This is a genomic window from Enterobacter sp. BNK-13 (assembly GCF_048685015.1).
Taxonomy (GTDB): Bacteria; Pseudomonadota; Gammaproteobacteria; order Enterobacterales; family Enterobacteriaceae; genus Enterobacter; species Enterobacter quasiroggenkampii.
The window spans coordinates 4,280,059-4,296,740 of the sequence record NZ_JBLQTP010000001.1; the positions used below are offsets into that span (position 1 = coordinate 4,280,059).

Sequence of the window (16,682 nt, forward strand, 5' to 3'; positions counted from 1 at the left end):
GGGCCGGCTGCCCGGCCCGTCACCTTTACACGCGTTCAACGCCAATCAGAACGGCGGTTTCCGGATCCAGAATCGGCAGCGCAATGCCCGCCTGCATCAGCCACTCGCCGCTCACCGTTTGCGGCGTTTCCATCCACTCTGGCAGCTTGCGCATGGTGTGCCCTCCCTCGCCCGTAATCTGAATATTCGGGTGATCGAGCAGCATGACGCGGTACCGCGCGCTAGCCTCCAGTCCCGCCATGCGCAGCGGCATCATCAGGCTGTAATCCGGCATCGCGAGCTGGCTGACCATAAACAGCCCCTGCGCCTTATCTTCGCTCACCATCCCCTGCGCCAGCGTGGTGGCATCCGGCATATCAATACGCCACTGGGTACCATGGTGGATCACCTCTCGCCACTGCTTGTGCAGCGCGGCGTAATGGCGATAGCCTTCGCGCTCCTGTGCGTCCACGGTGAGCGGATCCAGCTCCAGCCCCATATGGCCAAACAGGGCCGTCAACCCGCGAAACTGGATGCTATGCTGGCGGAAGGTGGCGTGACATTTATGATGACCGATATGCGCGCCCATCACCTCCGGCGGGAAGAAGTAGCTCATGCCGCGCTGGATGGTGCTGCGCTCCAGCGCGTCGTTGTTGTCGGACGCCCAGAAGCGATGGCTGCGGGTCAGTACCTCATAATCAATGCGCCCACCGCCGGAGGAGCACGATTCAAACTCAATGTGCGGGAAGCGCTCGCCCAGCACGTCCAGCAGGCGGTAAAACTGGCGGGTCTGCGCGTCGGCAGCGGCTTTACCGTTGTGTCCCGGCTGCACCAGCTCGCGGTTCATGTCCCACTTCACGTAGTCGACCGCATGCTCGCCCAGCAGCCAGCTCATGCGCTCCACCAGGTAATCAAAGGCCTCCGGGATGTTGAGATTGAGCACCAGCTGGTGTCGTCCGGTCGCCTGGGGATAGCCCGGCAGCGCCAGTACCCAGTCAGGATGCGCGCGGTACAAATCGGAATCCGGATTGATCATCTCCGGCTCTACCCAGATGCCAAACTCCATGCCGAGCCGCTTGACGTGGTCGATCACCGGCGTCAGGCCGTTCGGGTATTTTTTCTCATCCAGATACCAGTCGCCCAGCGCGGCATGGTCGTCATTACGGCCTTTGAACCAGCCATCATCAATGATGAAGCGCTCCACACCCAGGGCGGCAGCCTCGTCGGCCATGCGCATGATGTAGTCCGGATCGTGGTTGAAGTAGATCCCTTCCCAGGTATTGAGGTGCACCGGGCGCGGTTTGTTTTCCGGGAAGCGGATGACGTTGTTGCGCAGGTAGCGATGGAACGGCTGGCTCATGCCGTTCAGGCCCTGCGTGGAGTAGCTGGCATACAGGCGCGGCGTCCAGAGCGTATCGCCCTCCTCAACCGCCATTTCACCCGGCAGGTAGAGCGCTTCGGCCTGCAGGTAGCGACGACCATCGGTTTTCGCTTCCGCGCGCAGGCGGTGATTACCGCTCCAGCCCAGATGCACGCCCCAGACGTCACCCTGCATTTCGCTGAACGACGGCGTACCGGCAATCAGCGCCGGGAAGTGCTCGTGGGAGGTTTTACCCCGGCGGTTTTCAATCACGAAGCTGTCGTGTTCAAGCTTTACGCGGTGCGGCTGGAATTCACGGATCCAGCGTCCGTGGAAGGCCATCACCTCCTGCGCGCGCTCGGCCACCGGCAGCGTGACGGCGAAACGGTCCACCTGCCAGGGGATCGCTTTCAGATTCGTTAAACCGTGACGAACCACCAGCACGCCGCTGGCATCCAGCGCCAGCTCGCTGGTCAGGCGCAGTCCCGCATGCTCATCTTCGGCGGTTATCGTCAGGGTATTTACGCCCTGCTGCACCTGGGTGGTTTTGAACACCGGGGAACCGTCCAGCCCCTGGCGGTGCCCCTCAATGCCCGGCGAGCCAAACAGGCCGTGCCCCAGCTCGGCCATCAGCGTGACCGGGGAGTCGACGTCAAGCCTGCCGTTGGCAACAGGACGCGCGAGCAGAGCAACATCCTGCGGCGAAAAGTGCCGAAGGTGAGGCCCCCAGTAGAGAATTTCGGCGAACGGATGGGTTTTAATCACCACATCTACCGTCGTGGTTTCGAGACGTAAAACGGAATCTTGCATCAGACATCTCCTGTCATCGGGATGATCTGAGTGTTGATCCGAAACGTTTCGGATACAAACCAAAACGTTTCGGTTCTGTGATCGGCTTTAAAATTTTGCGCTATTTAGGCCGTCTGGCCCGGAGAGAATTCTGGCTGCCAGAGCACCTGAAGCTGTTCAATATCGTCGCCGTTAATCAGCTGGCGCACCATATCGGCAATCTGTTTCCCGACGCCCTGGCGGGTGGACTGGATCACCGACGCCACGTCAATATCGACGATGCTGTCCTGGGGTAGTCCGTCATAGACCACCAGTGAGACGGCGTTGTCGCCGGATAAACGCCCCATCTGCGCCAGCGCCATCGCCGCACCGTCGCCGTGGGTGTTGCAGTCGGTGATGATGGCCGTGGGCGGCTGCGGCAGGGCAAGCAGTTCTTTCGTGGTGGCATACCCGACGCGGCGCGAAGGCGGCATAGCGCGCAACCATTCGCTGGAAAGCCCGGCTTCCCGTAGGGCGTCCAGATAGCCCTGACGGCGCTGGGTGATAAACGCCTGATTGTTGCTTTCGCCAAGTAGCGCGATACGCTGATGGCCTTTCTCGATCAGCCAGCGGGTAGCCTGATGCGTACCGGCGTAGTTGTCGAAATCAAACCACGCGTACGGCTGCGGGAGATGGCTGCGCCCGAGCGCCAGGAAAGGAAAACCGGCCGCCTGCAGCTGCTCAAGACGGGGATCGTGATCCAGCGTGTGTGCCACGATCAGCGCATCCACTCGGCGGCTTTGCACCATGCGCATATAGCTGTGTTTATCGGCCAGATCGTCATCGGCAATGAGCAACAAATCGATTTCATGTCGCGCCAGTTCGTGGCTAATTTCGCCGACCATGTCCATAAATACGCTGTTATTGAGCGGAACAGGATGGACCGGGAACACCAGCCCAACGGCGTCAATTTTGCCCATCTTCAGGCGGCGGGCGAAGGTGTTCGGTCGGTAACCACGGCGCTGGGCCTCTGCTTCCACGCGTGCGCGCGTCTCGGCGGAGACGTCGTCATATCCGTTGAGGGCGCGGCTGACGGTGGTGACTGACAGCCCCAGTTCTTTGGCAATGGCTTTAAGCGACATGAGTTTCCGTATCTCTGTTAGTTTTGTTCCGCCACCAGCAGCGCGTAAGTGTCTGGCTCCAGGGCCTTGAAGATATGCGGCTGATCGGCGGGATAACAAATGTAATCCCCTGCCCCGAGCTCTTCCGCCGCGTCGAGCAGACCGACCAGCGCCCGCCCCTGCGTCACAATAATATGTTCAACCGAGCCCGGTGGATGCGGCTGTGAAATACGGTCTGCTCCCGGTTGGGTCATCAGAAGATAGACATCGCGGCGCGCGCCGGGGGGGCATGCCGCCAGTAAAATGGCTTCATAGTTAGCCTGTCCAGCCACCACTTTTGTCCCTTCACCACGGCGGATCACCTGCGTGGTCGGCAACTGTGGCTCAAGCAAACGGGCGAAAGGAATATCCAGCGCCACGCAGAGCGACCACAGCGTTTCCAGGCTAGGGTTACCGTTGCCGGACTCCAGCTGGGAAAGCGTGGATTTTGCGATCCCGGCACGGCGGGCAATTTCCGCCAGTGAAAGCCCGGTTCGCAGGCGTTCTCGCACCAGACTTTTGGCGATCAGGCTGATCGGCTGCGTCATATAACGGCCTCGCGTTCTATAAAACGAACAATTCGTTCGTCTTGAAAATCATTTTCGTTGCGTTCATTATAATGGATACACGTTCGATATGGCTAAAATTGTATGAAGCATCATCTCTCTTGTCTGAAAGGCGACACCATAAAAGCAATCATTCTGGTCTGCCTCGCGGTGGGCGTGGTCGGAATGTCCTACGGCTCGCTGGCGATGGCCTACGGTTTCCCGGTCTGGGTGCCGTTTGTGCTCTCCATTACCGTGCTGGCGGGCGCGTCTGAGTTCATGTTTATCGGCATCGTGGCGAGCGGCGGCAATCCGCTGGCGGCTGCGGCGGCAGGTTTGCTGGTCAATGCGCGGCATGTGCCGTTTGGCGTGACGGTGCGTGAGCTGGTGGGCAAGCGCGGTCTGAGCCTGCTGGGCTGCCACATCATGAACGATGAAAGCGTGGTGTTTGGCCTGTCGCAAAAAACCGCCGAACAGCGTAAAGCCGCCTACTGGCTATGCGGCTTAGGCGTTGCCATCATCTGGCCGCTGGGCGCGCTGCTGGGGGCCATGGTGGGCAAACTGTTGCCCGACCCGGAAACCATCGGGCTGGACGCGGTATTTCCGGCCATTCTGCTGGCATTAGTGGTTCCCGCATTTAAAAACCGTACCACGCTGATCCGCGCCTGCAGCGGCGCTGTGTTATCGCTGGCCGCCGTGCCGTTTGCCCCGGTGGGATTACCGGTACTGCTCTCTTTACTCGGTCTTGCCGCGAGGAAAAAATAATGGAAAACATGACGGTCTTTATTCTCGGCATCGCCATTCTTTCTGCCGGAACCTATTTAATGCGCCTTGGCGGCGCCAAACTCGGCAACCGGCTGGCACTGTCGGAGCGTTCTCAGGCGCTGCTGTCAGATGCGGCAACGGTATTGCTGTTCTCCGTCGCGCTGGCGACCACCTTTTATGAGGGAGAACACTTCGCAGGCATGGCGCGCGTGCTGGGCGTGGCGTTTGCGGTGTTTTTGGCCTGGCGGAAAATGCCGTTAATCGTGGTCATTGTGGCCGCGGCGGTGGTGACGGCATTGCTGCGCGTGGCGGGCATAAACTAAAAAAGCGCCCCGGGGGCGCTCTTTCGACGGTGTGACTCGCTTATTTGTTCAGTTCAGCAGTCATGTGTACGCGGTTACCGGAGAATGCCTGGGTAATTTTGTACGATGATGCGCCCGCTTCCTGAGCCTGAGCCGCGATTTTCGCTTCTGCACCATCAATGGTAGAGGCGGTTGCGGTCACAGTCTGCGCAGCGAAAGAACCGAAAGAAGCAGCCAGAGCGATTACAGCGACAAAAGTTTTGATGCTTTTCATGATTTAAACCCTTTCATTAAGTTGTTTAGGTAAGGCACCGTGCCTTGATGAGATAAATACTAGACCTCATCGCGAACAACTAAAAGCGGAAGGATTTGCTAATATCATTCAAAATTACTGATCAACTATTAATCGCTGAGGATGGGTATAAATCGTCGCCCTTCCCGGCTTGCAGAAGCCCACCAGCGTCAGGTTACAGCGCTCCGCTACCTCTACCGCCAGCGTGGTCGCCGCCGACACCGCAAACAAAATTTCCACACCGCACATGGCGGACTTTTGCACCATCTCGTAGCTGGCCCGGCTGGAAACGAGCGCCGCGCCCTGCTGCCAGACCTGACTTTCACGCGCACGACGACCGAGCAGCTTATCCAGCGCCACGTGGCGACCCACGTCTTCATGCCCACCGGCAATCTCTCCCGACGGCAATACCCACGCCGCCGCGTGCGTACAGCCGCTCAGTTGGCCGATGGGCTGTACGTCGTTGAGATGCTCAAGGGCGGGGTCGAGGTGCGCCAGATTAAAGGTCTGAGTAAACGGCAGTGGCGCAACGGGCTTGCCAATATCATTAAGCTGCTCAACGCCGCACACGCCGCAGCCGGTACGCCCGGCCAGCGCGCGACGACGCTCCTTAAGCCCCATAAAGCGGCGGCTGGAGAGTTCGATTTGCACTTCAAGACCGTTGCAGGCCTGGACCACGTCCATGCCGTAGATCTCTTGCGGATGCTCGATGATGCCTTCCGAGAGGGAAAAACCGATAGCGAACAGCTCAAGATCTTTCGGAGATGCCATCATCACCACATGCGAGATGCCGTTGTAAACGAGCGCAACGGGCACTTCTTCCGCCAGAAAATCGGGCGTGGCATGGGTTATGCGGGGCGGTCGGTGTACCGACAGTTCCACAATGCCGGCAGGCAGGGGTGACGAGTGGGGATCACGGTTTTGTTTAGACACAGCGGTATTCCTGAACAACCACGGAAGCGAGCATGCTATTGCAGCATAAACCACAGGCTGTACGCATAGTATGGATCAACTTTTCGACAACCATTCTCCTACTCATTTAGCAGGGGTGCAACCTGCCACCGGCTACATCGCTTTAACATGCAGAGCTGTTAATGTGATCGATATCACACTTTATAATCAACATGGTGATAATACGTTCACTTTGTATTAACGCCATTAGAACAGCGGTACCGACAATGTGGTATTCTGATGATATCCCTCGTGGAATTGAGGGATTAACGCAAATTTTTCTCCTTTGCGGTCATTCTTCAACCGCGAAGTCAAAACTACATATGTAAGCAATGTCGAAACAAGGAGTGACCCATGCAGGTCAGCAGAAGGCAGTTCTTTAAGATCTGCGCTGGCGGTATGGCAGGCACCACGGCAGCGGCACTGGGCTTTGCGCCCGGCGTAGCGCTGGCGGAAACGCGGCAGTATAAACTGCTGCGCACCCGTGAAACCCGTAATACCTGTACGTACTGCTCTGTCGGTTGCGGGCTGTTGATGTATAGCCTCGGCGACGGTGCTAAAAACGCCAAAGCGTCTATTTTCCATATCGAAGGCGACCCGGATCACCCGGTTAACCGCGGCGCATTGTGCCCGAAAGGGGCCGGTCTGGTGGACTTTATCCACTCCGAAAGCCGCCTGAAATTCCCTGAATATCGCGCGCCGGGTTCCGACAAATGGCAGCAAATCAGCTGGGAAGAGGCGTTTGACCGCATCGCTAAACTGATCAAAGAAGACCGCGATGCCAACTTTGTTGAGAAGAACGCCGACGGCGTCACGGTCAACCGCTGGCTCTCCACCGGGATGCTGTGTGCTTCTGCTTCCAGCAACGAAACCGGTTATTTAACCCAGAAATTTACGCGCGCACTCGGTATGCTCGCGGTCGACAACCAGGCGCGTGTCTGACACGGACCAACGGTAGCAAGTCTTGCTCCAACATTTGGTCGCGGTGCGATGACCAACCACTGGGTCGACATCAAGAACGCCAACCTCATTGTGGTGATGGGCGGTAACGCCGCTGAAGCGCACCCGGTCGGGTTCCGCTGGGCGATGGAAGCCAAAATCCACAACGGTGCGAAACTGATTGTGATCGATCCCCGCTTTACGCGTACTGCGTCAGTGGCGGATTTCTACACCCCTATTCGTTCAGGTACTGACATCACTTTCCTGTCAGGCGTACTGCTGTACCTGATGACCAACGAAAAATACAACCGCGAATACACCGAAGCCTATACCAACGCCAGCCTGATCGTGCGTGAGGATTACCACTTCGAAGATGGCCTGTTTAGCGGTTACGACGCTGAAAAACGCAAGTACGACAAAACCAGCTGGAACTACGAGCTGGATGAGAAAGGCTTTGCGAAGCGCGACACCACGTTGCAACACCCGCGCTGCGTATGGAACCTGCTGAAAGAGCACGTCTCCCGCTACACGCCGGAGGTTGTCGAAAACATCTGTGGTACGCCGAAGGCGGACTTCCTGAAGGTGTGCGAGCTGATCGCAGAAACCAGCGCGAAAGACAAAACCGCGTCGTTCCTGTATGCCCTCGGCTGGACGCAACACTCCATCGGCGCGCAGAACATCCGCACCATGGCGATGGTTCAGCTTCTGCTCGGCAACATGGGGATGGCAGGCGGCGGCGTGAACGCCCTGCGCGGTCACTCCAACATTCAGGGTCTGACCGACCTCGGCCTGCTGTCTCAGAGCCTGCCGGGCTATATGAACCTGCCAAGCGAGAAACAGACCGACCTGCAAACCTACCTGACGGCCAGCACGCCTAAACCGCTGCTTGAAGGCCAGGTGAACTACTGGGGCAACTATCCGAAGTTCTTCGTCTCGATGATGAAAGCGTTCTTCGGTGATAAAGCGACGGCGGAAAACAGCTGGGGCTTTGACTGGCTGCCGAAGTGGGACAAAGGTTACGACGTTCTGCAGTATTTCGAGATGATGCACCAGGGCAAAGTGAACGGCTATCTGTGCCAGGGCTTTAACCCGGTTGCCTCGTTCCCGAACAAGAACAAGGTTGTTGAGTCGCTGTCAAAACTGAAGTTCCTGGTGACGATTGACCCGCTCAATACCGAGACTTCGACCTTCTGGCAGAACCACGGCGAATCGAACGACGTCGATCCGTCGAAGATTCAGACCGAAGTGTTCCGTCTGCCGTCAACCTGCTTTGCGGAAGAGAACGGGTCTATCGTTAACTCCGGACGCTGGCTGCAGTGGCACTGGAAAGGCGCGGACGCCCCGGGCATCGCCATGAACGACGGCGAGATCCTGGCCGGTATCTTCTTGCGCCTGCGTAAGATGTACGCGGCAGAAGGCGGCGCGAATCCGGAACCGGTCCTGAACATGACCTGGAACTACTCGACGCCGGAAAACCCTGCGCCAGAAGAAGTGGCGATGGAGAGCAACGGTAAGGCGCTGGCGGACGTTATCGACCCGGCCACCGGCACCGTGCTGGCGAAGAAAGGCGATCAGCTCAGTACCTTCGCGCACCTGCGTGACGACGGCACCACCTCCAGCGGCTGCTGGATCTTTGCCGGTAGCTGGACGCCGAAAGGCAACCAGATGGCCAACCGCGATAACGCCGACCCGTCGGGTCTGGGCAATACGCTGGGCTGGGCATGGGCGTGGCCGCTCAATCGCCGCATCCTCTATAACCGTGCGTCCGCTGACCCGCAGGGCAACCCGTGGGATCCGAAGCGTCAGCTGCTGAAATGGGACGGTGCGAAATGGGGCGGCGTGGATATTCCGGACTACAGCACTGCCGCACCGGGCAGCGACGTTGGGCCGTTTATCATGCAGCCTGAAGGGATGGGGCGTCTGTTCGCTATCGATAAGATGGCGGAAGGTCCGTTCCCGGAACACTACGAGCCGTTTGAGACGCCGCTGGGCACCAACCCGCTGCACCCGAACGTGGTCTCTAACCCGGCTGCCCGTATCTTCAAGGGCGACTTTGAAGCGCTGGGTAAAAAAGACAAGTTCCCGTACGTGGGTACCACCTACCGTCTGACCGAACACTTCCACTACTGGACCAAGCACGCGCTGCTTAACGCCATCGCGCAGCCGGAACAGTTTGTGGAGATCGGCGAGAAGCTGGCGAACAAGCTCGGCATTGCCCATGGCGATACCGTGAAGGTCTCCTCTAACCGCGGCTACATTAAGGCCAAGGCGGTGGTGACCAAGCGTATTCGCACGCTGAACGTTCACGGTCAGCAGGTGGATACCATCGGTATTCCGATTCACTGGGGTTATGAGGGCGTGGCGAAGAAAGGGTTCATTGCGAACACCCTGACGCCGTTCGTCGGTGATGCGAACACGCAGACGCCGGAGTTTAAGGCCTTCCTCGTGAACGTGGAAAAGGTGTAACGGAGACGACTTATGGCTTATCAATCTCAAGACATTATCCGTCGTTCCGCGACTAACGGTTTCACGCCCGCGCCTCAGGCGCGGGACCACCAGCAGGAAGTGGCGAAGCTTATCGACGTGACGACCTGTATCGGCTGTAAAGCCTGTCAGGTGGCCTGCTCTGAGTGGAACGACCTGCGTGACGAAGTGGGTCACAACGTCGGGGTGTACGACAACCCGGCAGACCTGACCGCCAAGTCCTGGACGGTGATGCGTTTCTCGGAAGTGGAGCAGAACGACAAACTGGAATGGCTTATCCGCAAAGACGGCTGTATGCACTGTGCGGATCCGGGCTGCCTGAAGGCATGTCCGTCAGAAGGGGCTATCATTCAGTATGCCAACGGCATCGTCGACTTCCAGTCCGAACAGTGCATCGGCTGCGGCTACTGCATCGCGGGCTGTCCGTTCGACGTACCGCGCCTGAACCCGGAAGACAACCGCGTCTACAAATGCACCCTGTGCGTGGACCGCGTTACCGTCGGCCAGGAGCCTGCATGCGTGAAGACCTGCCCAACCGGCGCGATCCACTTTGGCTCCAAAGAGGATATGAAAACGCTGGCAGCAGAGCGCGTGGGCGAGCTGAAGACCCGTGGTTACGACAACGCGGGCCTGTACGATCCGGCCGGGGTTGGCGGTACGCACGTGATGTACGTGCTGCACCACGCCGACAAGCCGAATCTGTATCACGGCCTGCCGGAGAACCCGGAAATCAGCGCTACCGTGAAGTTCTGGAAAGGCATCTGGAAACCGCTGGCAGCGGTGGGCTTTGCTGCCACCTTCGCAGCGAGCATCTTCCACTACGTCGGCGTCGGTCCGAACCGCGCGGAAGAGGAAGACGACAACCTGCATGAAGAGAAAGACGAGGTGCGCAAATGAAAAAACGTGACACCATCGTGCGCTACACCGCGCCGGAACGCATCAACCACTGGGTCACCGCCTTCTGCTTCATGCTGGCGGCGATAAGCGGGCTGGGGTTCTTCTTCCCGTCCTTCAACTGGCTGATGCAGATCATGGGGACACCACAGCTGGCGCGCATCCTGCACCCGTTTGTGGGCGTCATCATGTTCGCGTCGTTCATCATTATGTTTTTCCGCTACTGGCACCATAACCTAATCAATCGGGATGATATCTTTTGGGCGAAGAATATTCGTAAGATCGTCGTCAACGAGGAAGTGGGTGACACCGGGCGTTATAACTTCGGCCAGAAATGCGTATTCTGGGCGGCGATTATCTTCCTGGTCCTGTTGCTGGTGAGCGGCGTGATCATCTGGCGTCCGTACTTTGCGCCTGCTTTCTCAATCCCGGTGATCCGATTCGCGCTGATGCTGCATTCATTTGCCGCAGTGGCGTTAATTGTGGTTATCATGGTGCATATCTACGCCGCCCTTTGGGTGAAAGGCACCATTACCGCGATGGTGGAAGGATGGGTAACCAGTACGTGGGCGAAGAAGCATCACCCGCGCTGGTACCGTGAAGTCCGAAAGACAACGGAAAAGAAAACTGAATGAGTATTCGCATAATCCCGCAAGATGAGCTGGGGTCGAGCGAGAAACGCACGGCGGATTATATTCCGCCGTTGTTATTCCCCAGACTCAAGAACCTCTATAACCGCCGCGCAGAGCGTCTGCGCGAGCTGGCAGAGAACAACCCGCTGGGCGATTTTCTGCGTTTTGCCGCGCTGGTCGCCCACGCGCAGGAAGTGGTGCTGTACGATCACCCTCTGCAAATGGATCTGACCGCGCGCATCAAAGAAGCCAACGCGCAGGGCAAGCCGCCGCTGGACATTCACGTCCTGCCGCGCGACAAGCACTGGCAAAAGCTGCTGCATTCGCTGATTGCCGAGCTGAAGCCGGAAATGAGCGGCACCGCGCTGGCGGTCATTGAGAATCTGGAAAAAGCGTCCGAACAAGAGCTGGAAGAGATGGCGAGCGCGCTGTTTGCCTCTGACTTCTCACTGGTCAGTAGCGATAAAGCGCCGTTTATCTGGGCTGCGCTGTCGCTTTACTGGGCGCAAATGGCGAGCCTGATCCCGGGTAAAGCGCGCGCCGAATACGGCGAGGCGCGCCAGTTCTGCCCGGTCTGCGGCTCTATGCCGGTCTCCAGCATGGTGCAAATCGGCACCACTCAGGGGCTGCGCTACCTGCACTGCAACCTGTGTGAAACCGAGTGGCACGTGGTGCGCATCAAGTGCAGCAACTGCGAACAGACCCGCGATCTGAACTACTGGTCGCTGGAAAATGAAGATGCAGCGGTGAAAGCCGAAAGCTGCGGCGACTGCGGCACTTACCTGAAGATTCTGTATCAGGAAAAGGACCCGAAAGTCGAAGCGGTGGCCGACGATCTCGCCTCGCTGATTCTGGATGCGAAGATGGAGCAGGAGGGCTTTGCCCGTAGCTCGATCAACCCGTTCCTGTTCCCGGGTGAAGGGGAGTAATTCCCTGTGACAGTGCCGGGCGGCGCGTGCTTGCCCGGCCTACAATTGATAAGGTAAAACCACCCCGGCAATCCCCTGAAAGTCTTTGGTATTCCGGGTGATTAACAGGCAATTTCTGCTTTGGGCAGTCGCTAAAATAATGGCATCCGGCAGTTTCATGCCATGCTTCTCACGGAGCACGACGCTTCTTTCTGCGATCTCTCGGGTTACATCGATAACCTCAAATGCGCCCATTACCGCCGCGGTTTTCGCTTCGTGGCCATGTTTGCGCGCCCCTACCATGACTTCCATCCATGTGATTAGACTGATTGACCGGTGCGATGCTGTGTTTTCGATCGTATTTGCTGCCTCGACGCGATTGTTGAAAAGGTCGATCAGGATATTGGTATCAAAAACCGCCATGTGTTCCATCACTACCACTCCTCACGCAGCTTGCGCTCATACTCTAAACCATCTTCTTGCTGGTTCCCCCAAAGACCAAGCGCATCACGGATAACGGACGAGCTTTGCTGATCGAGATACTGCTCAATTGCTTCACGCAGTAATTCGGCACGAGGTTGGTTACGCAGCTGTTTGAGGTTATCGAGACGTTGAATAACGTCATCCGACAAATCGATCAGAATTCTGCCCATGTTAAGCTCCGCCAGTAAACTCATATATCACCTCAGTATATCACCATTGTCTATTTTCAAGGCAACATACGCTTTCTCTCAGTAGGGTTAAAGCCCCTTGCAATAGTTAGCCTTCCATTTGCGAGCCGCTTTCCAGATTGTTGCCCTCAACACTATTCTTGTTTTCTTTTGAATCAAACCAGGCTATAAAACTGTTCATCCATACAGTAAAAGGGAATTTTCATGGCGCTGGAACAGGGTATTGCACAGCTGGTTCAGGGGTTTATCGCTGCAGGTCGGCCCTCGTCACGTCGTCAGAGCATTGAGGTGCGACGAGCAGGCTATATTGCCAGCACGGGGCTTGCCGGGGAGACCGAAACGCGCGTTCAGGTGGAGACGCTTGTTCTTGAGGGTCTTACCATTCGGGTATTTTCACCTCTCAATGCACCTGAAATATTGCCTGCTGCCATCTACTACCACGGCGGATGCTTTATCAGCGGCGGCTTTGATACCCATGACAACCAACTCCGTCAGTTAGCCTGCTACGGCAACTGCCGGGTGATTGCGATTCAGTACAGGCTGGCGCCGGAGCATACTTTCCCCGCCGCACATGACGATGCGGAAAGAGGTGCAGATCTGGTCTGGCACTATGCGGACAAACTGGGCGTGGATAAAAACCGGATCACCCTTTGCGGAGACAGCGCAGGGGGACATCTTGCGCTGGTAACGGCGCTGCGGCTTAAGGTTAAAGGGCTGTGGCAACCTGCGCAGCTTATTCTCATCTACCCCATGCTCGACGCCACGGCCAGTTTTGAAAGCTATGCCCTCAATGGCACGGATTACATCATCACCCGCGATACCCTGCTCAGTGGGTATGAAATGTACCTCGCTGACACCGACCGCCAGCACCCCGAAGCAAGTCCGCTGTGGCGCGATGATTTTTACGGTCTTCCGCCTGTGCACGTTATTACCGCAGAGTACGATCCGCTCTGCGATGAGGGCGAAATGTTGTTCCAGCATCTGACGGAGCAGGGTGTGAAGTGTACCGCTCAGCACTGGCTGGGCGTCATCCATGGCTTCTTTCAGCTTGGCGGCGTGAGCGAGTCAGCGCGAGACGTTATGCGGGATGTCGCCGGGCGGATTCAGCACGCCCGGGGAGCGTGAACAGGAGATTACTCCTCCTCGTTCCCACCCTCTTCATACGCGCCAAAAGGCTTCGCCGGAAGAACGATATAGGTGCCTTCAAACACCGCACCCGGTGTTTTATCACCAAACAGTTCAACCTGCATTTGTACGCGAGCCTTGCGGCCACGAGCCAGACGGTCCAGATCGCCGCCCAGCGACCCCAGATCGGCCACCGCACTCGGCTTGCCGCTGATCGGTGCGCTATAGCGGATGTGAGCATCGGCAAGAATGATGGTGCCGCCCAGATGGCGCTCGCGCAGCATCAGCCAGATCAGTCCCCAGCCGGTGAGCGTGGCCAGTGAGAACAGGCTACCGGCAAACAGCGTGTGGTGCGGGTTCTGATTGCCGGTTTCCGGCATGGTGGTAATAAATTTTTGTCCGGTGTACTGCTGAATGCGCACGCCCATTTTTTCACTGAGCGGGATGTGCTGATACCAGGCCTGCTGGAGCTGTCCGCACCAGTCGGCGCGATGCAGAATATCGTCCAGGGTGGCGATGGGTTTGATCATCAAAAAATGACGAATCGGCGTGGTTTGCGGGGTCGTGATTTCCCCCTGATTCACAAAACCGAGTTTAGCGAAGAACTCAACGGCATCTTCGCGGGCGCTACAGGTGACGCGCTTAACGCCTTCCTGACGGGCGACGGATTCCAGGGTCATCGCCATTAGCGTACCCAGACCTTTGTCCTGCACGGAGGGATGAACCGCCATAAAGCGAATAGACGCTTCGTTATCGGCGTTGATATACAAACGCCCGACGGCCACGAGGTTGCCCTCTTCGTCCATCACCATCTGATGGTGGGCCATCGCGTCCCAGGCGTCGCGTTCAGAGCCTTTTGGCTGATGCAGTGGCTTGCGCAGCATTTCCCAGCGGAACTGGTAATAAGCGTCTAACTCTTCTTCCGTTTGCGGTACTCGAAGGTGATACATAGCTGTACTCTCTCTTGTTACCCGCGGCCATGCCGTAAGTATGCTCATACCTGGAGCCAGAATGTGACGGGGCCATCGTTCACCAGCGATACCTGCATATCTGCAGCGAATCGTCCGGTTTGCGTATTCATTTCCTGCTGGCGACAACGCTCAACAAAGTACTCGTAAAGTGCTTCTGCACGATCCGGCGCGGCCCCTTTGGAGAAACTCGGGCGCATGCCGCGCTCGGTATCCGCTGCCAGCGTAAACTGGGAAACCACCAGCACGCTGCCGCCTGCCTGCTGGACGTTCAGGTTCATTTTGCCTTCCGCATCGCTGAAAATACGGTAGCCCAGCACGCGCTCACACAAGCGGTTGGCTTTTTGTTCGTCATCATCCTTTTCGACACCTAACAACACCAAAAGTCCTGGGCCAATTTCACCCGTCACCTCTCCCTCCACGGTGACGCTGGCACGGGTTACGCGCTGTATCAATGCAATCATGGTTGGTCTGCTTCTTGTTGTTTTTCAGCTGCTGCTGCTTTTTTAAGTTCGCGGTATACACCGAGAGTGACAGTTATTTCAGCACCAAGCAAGACGATACACCAGGTCCAGTAGACCCAGACAAACAAAATGGGGATCACCGCCAGCACGCCGTAAATCAGCTGATAGGACGGAAACATAGTGATGTAGAGGGCAAACCCTTTCTTACCGAGCTCAAAGAGCAATGCCGCCACCAGCGCCCCCACGACCGCATCGCGGTTAGGCACGCGCGTGGTCGGCACGACGCTATAGAGCAGCCAGAACGAGAGCCACGACAGGATCAACGGAAAGATGCGAAGCACATTATCAATAGCGCCGTTTAAATCACTCGCCCAGCGCAGGGAGAGCAGATAAGAACTGATTGCCAGGCTCGCCCCGGCCAGCAGCGGTCCCAGCGTGAGGATCATCCAGTACACGGCAAAGGAATAGACCTTTGGCCGCGCTTTTTTACTCCGCCAGATCGTGTTTAGCGCGTTATCGATGGCATACATCAACAGCAGCGCGGTGACGATAAGACCGCACGCCCCCACTGCCGTCATCTTGCTGGAATTGGCAACAAACTGCTCAATGTAGTTCTGGATAACATCCCCGGTTGCCGGAATGAAATTCGCGAAGACAAAATGACGAAGCTGCACGCTGACGTCCGCAAACATCGGAAAGGCGGAGAACAGGGCAAAGATGACCGCCACCAGCGGCACTAACGAGAGCAATGACACGTAGGCGAGGTTACCCGCCAGCGTGGTCATATTGTCCTCATCAATCCGGTGCCAGAGCAGTTTCAGCCAGGCCCGCAGCGGGCGAGTATGGTGCGTGGCTTTTTGATGAACGGTTTTTAGCATAGCTGCTTCGCAAAGTAGTCAGGTATCGTCTCTTTTCCGGTCACCAGAATTGACGTAATACCCAACTGGTTAGCTCCCTCTATATTATCGGCGTTGTCATCGAAAAAGACCGCATCGGCGGCGGTGAATCCCTCTGCCTGCAGAACAGCCTGATAAATTCGCGCTTCAGGCTTACGCATCCCCATCTCCTGCGAGAGATAGATCTTATCCGCCGCCGCCTTAACTTCAGGGTACTCCTCAGGCCAGAACGTGGTGTGCAGACGGTTGGTGTTTGACAGCACAACGACCCGATGTCCCTGCTCGCGAAGCTTATGCATGATGTCGATCACCTCAGACCGGATGGCGACAAATACGGCCTGCCAGCCGTGTGAAAACTGCTCGTAGCTTAACGGTAGATCCATCTCCTGACAGAAACGTTCAGCGAATTCTTCATCGCTGATCTCGCCGCGTTCATGCTGATGGAAGGTCTCACCCATCGCGAAATTTTGCTTTAACGTTGCCAGCGGTACGCGGCTAAAGTCGCTCCATGCACCCAACACGCGATTAAAATCGATATCGACGATGACGTTTCCTAAATCAAAGATATAAAGCATGTTT

Annotated in this window: 18 protein-coding genes; 7 read left to right on the forward strand and 11 right to left on the reverse strand. The window is 57.1% G+C overall.

Annotated elements, in window-relative coordinates; all coding sequences use genetic code 11:
- Positions 1-25: 25 nt before the first annotated feature.
- The 3 genes from ACMGGQ_RS20645 to ACMGGQ_RS20655 form a co-directional block, all read right to left on the reverse strand.
- Positions 26-2,149 carry an alpha-galactosidase gene (locus tag ACMGGQ_RS20645; protein WP_252074186.1) on the reverse strand — a complete coding sequence of 708 codons (2,124 nt, stop codon included), beginning with the start codon at positions 2,147-2,149 and terminating at the stop codon, positions 26-28.
- A gap of 104 nt (positions 2,150-2,253) precedes the next feature.
- Positions 2,254-3,249 carry a LacI family DNA-binding transcriptional regulator gene (locus ACMGGQ_RS20650; RefSeq protein WP_048226829.1) on the reverse strand — a complete coding sequence of 332 codons (996 nt, stop codon included), beginning with the start codon at positions 3,247-3,249 and terminating at the stop codon, positions 2,254-2,256.
- Between the two features lie 17 nt (positions 3,250-3,266).
- Positions 3,267-3,815 (reverse strand): helix-turn-helix domain-containing protein, encoded by a 549-nt coding sequence (locus tag ACMGGQ_RS20655; RefSeq protein ID WP_023309744.1) that lies wholly within the window; start codon positions 3,813-3,815, stop codon positions 3,267-3,269.
- 102 nt (positions 3,816-3,917) lie between these two features.
- Between ACMGGQ_RS20655 and ACMGGQ_RS20660 the strand changes: the two genes are divergently transcribed.
- Together ACMGGQ_RS20660 and ACMGGQ_RS20665 are read left to right on the forward strand one after the other, a co-directional pair.
- Positions 3,918-4,577, forward strand: coding sequence for an AzlC family ABC transporter permease (locus ACMGGQ_RS20660; protein ID WP_045909098.1), 660 nt, complete (start codon positions 3,918-3,920; stop codon positions 4,575-4,577).
- Positions 4,577-4,900, forward strand: a complete 324-nt coding sequence (locus tag ACMGGQ_RS20665) for an AzlD domain-containing protein (protein ID WP_008501826.1) — start codon at positions 4,577-4,579, stop codon at positions 4,898-4,900. The genes ACMGGQ_RS20660 and ACMGGQ_RS20665 overlap by 1 nt, the downstream gene beginning before the upstream one ends.
- Before the next feature lie 40 nt (positions 4,901-4,940).
- Here ACMGGQ_RS20665 and ACMGGQ_RS20670 read toward each other — a convergent pair whose 3' ends face one another.
- Positions 4,941-5,153, reverse strand: coding sequence for a DUF1471 domain-containing protein (locus ACMGGQ_RS20670; protein WP_021242795.1), 213 nt, complete (start codon positions 5,151-5,153; stop codon positions 4,941-4,943).
- Positions 5,154-5,267: 114 nt separating this feature from the next.
- The gene (gene fdhD / locus ACMGGQ_RS20675; RefSeq protein ID WP_196347424.1) at positions 5,268-6,104 is read right to left on the reverse strand and encodes a formate dehydrogenase accessory sulfurtransferase FdhD; all 837 of its coding nucleotides are present in this window, start codon (positions 6,102-6,104) and stop codon (positions 5,268-5,270) included.
- Between the two features lie 372 nt (positions 6,105-6,476).
- On the opposite strand from fdhD, the gene fdnG reads away from it, so the two are divergent.
- From fdnG to fdhE, 4 genes are read left to right on the forward strand one after another with little or no spacing between them, the layout of a single operon-like run.
- Entirely contained in the window at positions 6,477-9,527 is a 3,051-nt protein-coding gene (gene fdnG, locus ACMGGQ_RS20680) for a formate dehydrogenase-N subunit alpha (RefSeq protein ID WP_086374971.1), read from the forward strand.
- Positions 9,528-9,539: 12 nt separating this feature from the next.
- Complete coding sequence (fdxH, locus tag ACMGGQ_RS20685) at positions 9,540-10,442, forward strand: formate dehydrogenase subunit beta (RefSeq protein WP_008501831.1); 903 nt, start codon at positions 9,540-9,542, stop codon at positions 10,440-10,442.
- A complete protein-coding gene (fdoI, locus tag ACMGGQ_RS20690) occupies positions 10,439-11,074 on the forward strand; it encodes a formate dehydrogenase cytochrome b556 subunit (protein ID WP_420290447.1) in 636 nt (211 codons plus the stop codon). The genes fdxH and fdoI overlap by 4 nt, the downstream gene beginning before the upstream one ends.
- Positions 11,071-12,000 carry a formate dehydrogenase accessory protein FdhE gene (gene fdhE, locus ACMGGQ_RS20695; protein ID WP_008501833.1) on the forward strand — a complete coding sequence of 310 codons (930 nt, stop codon included), beginning with the start codon at positions 11,071-11,073 and terminating at the stop codon, positions 11,998-12,000. Before fdoI ends, fdhE begins: the two co-directional genes overlap by 4 nt.
- A gap of 39 nt (positions 12,001-12,039) precedes the next feature.
- Here the strand turns inward: fdhE and ACMGGQ_RS20700 are convergent, their stop codons facing one another.
- Together ACMGGQ_RS20700 and ACMGGQ_RS20705 are read right to left on the reverse strand one after the other, a co-directional pair.
- Positions 12,040-12,411 carry a type II toxin-antitoxin system VapC family toxin gene (locus ACMGGQ_RS20700; protein ID WP_420290448.1) on the reverse strand — a complete coding sequence of 124 codons (372 nt, stop codon included), beginning with the start codon at positions 12,409-12,411 and terminating at the stop codon, positions 12,040-12,042.
- Between the two features lie 2 nt (positions 12,412-12,413).
- Positions 12,414-12,656, reverse strand: coding sequence for a ribbon-helix-helix protein, CopG family (locus ACMGGQ_RS20705; RefSeq protein WP_045909092.1), 243 nt, complete (start codon positions 12,654-12,656; stop codon positions 12,414-12,416).
- A gap of 198 nt (positions 12,657-12,854) precedes the next feature.
- Between ACMGGQ_RS20705 and ACMGGQ_RS20710 the strand changes: the two genes are divergently transcribed.
- The gene (locus ACMGGQ_RS20710) at positions 12,855-13,775 is read left to right on the forward strand and encodes an alpha/beta hydrolase (RefSeq protein WP_420290449.1); all 921 of its coding nucleotides are present in this window, start codon (positions 12,855-12,857) and stop codon (positions 13,773-13,775) included.
- A gap of 8 nt (positions 13,776-13,783) precedes the next feature.
- On the opposite strand, the gene fabY is transcribed toward ACMGGQ_RS20710, so the two are convergent.
- From fabY to yihX, 4 genes are read right to left on the reverse strand one after another with little or no spacing between them, the layout of a single operon-like run.
- A complete protein-coding gene (gene fabY, locus ACMGGQ_RS20715; protein ID WP_023309755.1) occupies positions 13,784-14,725 on the reverse strand; it encodes a fatty acid biosynthesis protein FabY in 942 nt (313 codons plus the stop codon).
- A gap of 44 nt (positions 14,726-14,769) precedes the next feature.
- The gene (gene dtd / locus ACMGGQ_RS20720) at positions 14,770-15,207 is read right to left on the reverse strand and encodes a D-aminoacyl-tRNA deacylase (RefSeq protein ID WP_008501836.1); all 438 of its coding nucleotides are present in this window, start codon (positions 15,205-15,207) and stop codon (positions 14,770-14,772) included.
- The gene (locus ACMGGQ_RS20725) at positions 15,204-16,085 is read right to left on the reverse strand and encodes a virulence factor BrkB family protein (RefSeq protein ID WP_045909090.1); all 882 of its coding nucleotides are present in this window, start codon (positions 16,083-16,085) and stop codon (positions 15,204-15,206) included. The genes dtd and ACMGGQ_RS20725 overlap by 4 nt, the downstream gene beginning before the upstream one ends.
- Positions 16,079-16,678, reverse strand: a complete 600-nt coding sequence (gene yihX / locus ACMGGQ_RS20730) for a glucose-1-phosphatase (protein ID WP_069719775.1) — start codon at positions 16,676-16,678, stop codon at positions 16,079-16,081. The genes ACMGGQ_RS20725 and yihX overlap by 7 nt, the downstream gene beginning before the upstream one ends.
- Positions 16,679-16,682 lie beyond the last annotated feature (4 nt).

Bases quoted from the DNA above. Each gene is read 5' to 3' on its own strand.
- ACMGGQ_RS20645 (WP_252074186.1), bottom strand. From the start codon at position 2,149: ATGCAAGATTCCGTTTTACGTCTCGAAACCACGACGGTAGATGTGGTG.
- ACMGGQ_RS20650 (WP_048226829.1), bottom strand. From the start codon at position 3,249: ATGTCGCTTAAAGCCATTGCCAAAGAACTGGGGCTGTCAGTCACCACC.
- ACMGGQ_RS20655 (WP_023309744.1), bottom strand. From the start codon at position 3,815: ATGACGCAGCCGATCAGCCTGATCGCCAAAAGTCTGGTGCGAGAACGC.
- ACMGGQ_RS20660 (WP_045909098.1), top strand. From the start codon at position 3,918: ATGAAGCATCATCTCTCTTGTCTGAAAGGCGACACCATAAAAGCAATC.
- ACMGGQ_RS20665 (WP_008501826.1), top strand. From the start codon at position 4,577: ATGGAAAACATGACGGTCTTTATTCTCGGCATCGCCATTCTTTCTGCC.
- ACMGGQ_RS20670 (WP_021242795.1), bottom strand. From the start codon at position 5,153: ATGAAAAGCATCAAAACTTTTGTCGCTGTAATCGCTCTGGCTGCTTCT.
- fdxH (WP_008501831.1), top strand. From the start codon at position 9,540: ATGGCTTATCAATCTCAAGACATTATCCGTCGTTCCGCGACTAACGGT.
- fdoI (WP_420290447.1), top strand. From the start codon at position 10,439: ATGAAAAAACGTGACACCATCGTGCGCTACACCGCGCCGGAACGCATC.
- fdhE (WP_008501833.1), top strand. From the start codon at position 11,071: ATGAGTATTCGCATAATCCCGCAAGATGAGCTGGGGTCGAGCGAGAAA.
- ACMGGQ_RS20700 (WP_420290448.1), bottom strand. From the start codon at position 12,411: ATGGAACACATGGCGGTTTTTGATACCAATATCCTGATCGACCTTTTC.
- ACMGGQ_RS20705 (WP_045909092.1), bottom strand. From the start codon at position 12,656: ATGAGTTTACTGGCGGAGCTTAACATGGGCAGAATTCTGATCGATTTG.
- ACMGGQ_RS20710 (WP_420290449.1), top strand. From the start codon at position 12,855: ATGGCGCTGGAACAGGGTATTGCACAGCTGGTTCAGGGGTTTATCGCT.
- fabY (WP_023309755.1), bottom strand. From the start codon at position 14,725: ATGTATCACCTTCGAGTACCGCAAACGGAAGAAGAGTTAGACGCTTAT.
- dtd (WP_008501836.1), bottom strand. From the start codon at position 15,207: ATGATTGCATTGATACAGCGCGTAACCCGTGCCAGCGTCACCGTGGAG.
- ACMGGQ_RS20725 (WP_045909090.1), bottom strand. From the start codon at position 16,085: ATGCTAAAAACCGTTCATCAAAAAGCCACGCACCATACTCGCCCGCTG.
- yihX (WP_069719775.1), bottom strand. From the start codon at position 16,678: ATGCTTTATATCTTTGATTTAGGAAACGTCATCGTCGATATCGATTTT.